Genomic DNA, 3,195 nt, shown 5'->3' on the forward strand with positions numbered 1-3,195 from the left:
ACGATAACACCATCTACCCCTTTGGATTTATCTTTGGCAGTATTCTGATCTACACCAAATCCTACATAGACAGGCGTATCTGTAAACTCTTTGATATCTGCGATGATAGGCTGTAGATCTTCACTTTGTCCTGAACCGGTGATACCTGCATAGGCTACAAGGTAGATGAATTTTTTTGCATCTGTAACTATCTGCTCTATACGCGCTTTAGAGTCTGTAGGAGCAATGAAGTCTATGAGGTTCAGCCCTGCAGCTTCTATAGCTGGTTTATATGGTTTTGCTTCTTCGAAAGGAAGATCGGGGATGATGAAACCGTTTACGCCTGCTTTGTTTGCTTCAGTGATGAAAGTATCTAAGCCTTTGTGGTAAAAAGGGTTGAAGTACCCCATCCATAAGGTATCTATGTGCGGAGCTATCTTCGCAGAAGCTTCAAACAGGTGGTTGAGTTTAAAACCGTTTTCCAAGGCTTTCAGGTTTGCTTTTTCGATGACGGGACCATCAGCAACAGGGTCAGAAAAAGGCATACCTAGTTCAAGTGTATCGACACCTGCTTCAGCTAAAGCCAAGGCAGCATCAACTGTAAATTCCAATGAAGGGAAACCGGTAGTAATATATGCAACTAAATTTTTCAATATGGGCTCTTTTATGACAATATGTAATATATTTTTGTTATTATACATTTTTTAGATAAAATGAGACACGTTTAGAAGAGAAGAGAGGTTTCTTCACTTCAGTGACTGAACTGTAATGGTTATAGCAAAGCAAAACCGTGCAGAAAATACCTAATTATGTAGGAAGATTATGAGTATTCACACCCCCAGAATAGAAGAAAAAGTAACTTTAACGACCATTGCAAAGATGAAAGGTGTTGAGCCTATTACCATGGTGACAGCCTATGATGCACTTTTTGCACAGCTTTTCGATGGTGAAGTAGAGATGATACTCGTTGGAGACAGTTTAAATATGAGTTTTCTAGGAAAAGAAGACACACTTTCTGCAACTATGGATCAGATGATCTATCATACACAAGCGGTGTGTAATGGTGCAACATTACCGATTATCGTACTAGATATGCCTTTTGGTACCTATACATCACCTGAAGTGGCAGTCAAAAATGCAACAAGAGCCTACCAGGAAACCAACGCCCAAGCTGTAAAGATTGAGGGTGGAAAAGAGAGAGCGCATATTGTTGAAGCTTTGACACAAAACTCTATCGCTGTCCTTGGACACATAGGGCTGATGCCGCAATTCTTACGAAGTGAAGGTGGTTACAAAATACGAGGGAAAGACCAGGCTGACATCGATGCATTGGTTGAAGATGCAAAAGCACTTGAAGCGGCGGGTGCATTTGCCATTGTGGTTGAAGGGGTGAAAGAAGAAGCGGCTAAAGCTATTACCGAAGCAGTCTCTGTACCGACCATAGGTATAGGTGCGGGGAATACCACAGATGGACAGGTTCTTGTCTGGAGTGATATGTTTGGGTTCTTTGAAGCCTTTAAACCGAAGTTCGTCAAGCAGTATTTTGATGGAGCAAAGCAAGTGCGTGCAGGTCTTGAAGCGTACCGTAATGATGTCAAGGCCAGAGAATTTCCTAGTGATGAGTATACCTATTGAGAAAGTCGATAAAATGACTAAAGGTTTGCTTGCTATGGGTATGGTTGCAGGATTCTACTTAAGTGGCTGTAGTGATAACAGATCAGTACACAGTCCACTGGCCAAAGCAGGTTCTGCTTCTGACATAGAAGATAAATTGGCAACAACACAGGCATTACGTCATACAAATATACAAGTACATACACAAAATGGTAAAAATATTTTATCTGGTGTGGTACATACGCAAAAGCAAAAATTCTTAGCAAGTTCAGTGGCACGTTCCGTCGAAGGTTCAGGCACAGTAGTCAATCAATTGGTGGTAAAGTAACAGATGGAACGTATGGTTGAAATAGAACGTTTTGATGAAGAGATCTCTTATGAGGTAACCCTTCGTCCTAGTTCATGGGATGAGTATATCGGTCAAGAGAAGATCAAAAAGAATCTGAAAGTATTTATAGAAGCGAGTAAAAAAAGAGAAGAAGCGTTAGATCACATTCTCTTTTTTGGACCTCCGGGTTTGGGTAAGACGACTATTGCAAACATTATTTCCACAGAGATGGGAGCAAATATTAAAACCACTGCTGCACCGATGATAGAAAAAGCGGGAGACTTGGCGGCACTTCTGACCAATATCGAAGAGGGGGATATTCTTTTTATTGATGAGATCCATCGTATGTCTCCAGCTATAGAAGAGATACTCTATCCGGCTATGGAAGATTTTCGTTTAGACATCATAATCGGTTCTGGTCCTGCTGCACAAACAGTGAAGATAGACTTGCCGCGTTTTACACTGATAGGGGCAACTACAAGAGCAGGGATGCTCTCCAACCCTCTTAGAGAGCGTTTTGGTATGCATTTTCGTATGCAATTCTATACACCTGTTGAGTTAGCTAAAATTGTTGGACAAGCTGCAAAGAAACTTGAAAAACCAGCACAGGAACACGCTGCCTCTGAAATAGCACGTAGAAGCAGGGGTACACCGCGTATTGCACTGCGTCTACTTAAACGTGTCAGAGACTTCTCTGAAGTGGCTAATGAAGAAGAAGTGACATTACAAAGAGCCCAATATGCTTTAGATGAATTGGGTGTCAATAACTTAGGGTTTGATGAACAGGATATACAACTTTTAGAATTGCTTGTCTCGGCGAAAAGCAAACCTATGGGGCTTAGTACCATAGGTGCAGCACTAAGTGAAGATGAAGGTACGATCGAAGATGTTCTAGAACCTTATCTTATAGCAAACGGATATATTGAAAGAACAGCACGTGGTCGTATAGCTACACAAAAAAGTTATGAACATTTTAAACTTGGCGGGTTGAAGGACGGACTTTTTGATAACGAATAAAAGTATAACTATCACGGTACTTTTTGTACTTTCACTTATGGGTGCCTATAGTATTTATAAACCATTTTTACTCTCTATCGTGGTTGCGATGCTGCTTACGATGGCCACTTATAACTTGACAAAAAAGTTGATCAAGTATTTTAATTCCAGAAAGTTGAGTGCTATTTTTACTTCTTCACTTTTGATCTTGATACTTTTTGCGCCTATTATCTATATGGCAACCACAGGAGTAGGGTATATCGCTCAACTTGATGTTG

The 3,195-nt window shown here is 40.7% G+C and carries 4 protein-coding genes and 1 pseudogene; 4 read left to right on the forward strand and 1 reads right to left on the reverse strand.

All coding sequences use genetic code 11. The annotated features are described in order from the left end of the window. The coding region (trpA, locus tag ABZC96_RS09290; protein ID WP_373030661.1) for a tryptophan synthase subunit alpha at window positions 1–632 on the reverse strand (632 nt) is incomplete at its 3' end. A gap of 169 nt (window positions 633–801) precedes the next feature. On the opposite strand from trpA, the gene panB reads away from it, so the two are divergent. From panB to ABZC96_RS09310, 4 genes and pseudogenes are all read left to right on the forward strand, one after another. After that, window positions 802–1,614 carry a 3-methyl-2-oxobutanoate hydroxymethyltransferase gene (panB, locus tag ABZC96_RS09295; protein WP_373030663.1) on the forward strand — a complete coding sequence of 271 codons (813 nt, stop codon included), beginning with the start codon at window positions 802–804 and terminating at the stop codon, window positions 1,612–1,614. A gap of 13 nt (window positions 1,615–1,627) precedes the next feature. Further along, window positions 1,628–1,921 carry a BON domain-containing protein gene (locus ABZC96_RS09300; RefSeq protein ID WP_373030665.1) on the forward strand — a complete coding sequence of 98 codons (294 nt, stop codon included), beginning with the start codon at window positions 1,628–1,630 and terminating at the stop codon, window positions 1,919–1,921. 3 nt (window positions 1,922–1,924) lie between these two features. Further along, window positions 1,925–2,938: a Holliday junction branch migration DNA helicase RuvB gene (gene ruvB / locus ABZC96_RS09305; protein WP_373030666.1), complete on the forward strand. Its 1,014-nt coding sequence runs from the start codon at window positions 1,925–1,927 to the stop codon at window positions 2,936–2,938. Continuing rightward, window positions 2,925–3,195, forward strand: a pseudogene (locus ABZC96_RS09310) (AI-2E family transporter); the annotation flags it as partial. The gene ruvB and the pseudogene ABZC96_RS09310, both read left to right, overlap by 14 nt.

It is taken from the genome of Sulfurovum sp. (assembly GCF_041551015.1).
Taxonomy (GTDB): domain Bacteria; phylum Campylobacterota; class Campylobacteria; order Campylobacterales; family Sulfurovaceae; genus Sulfurovum.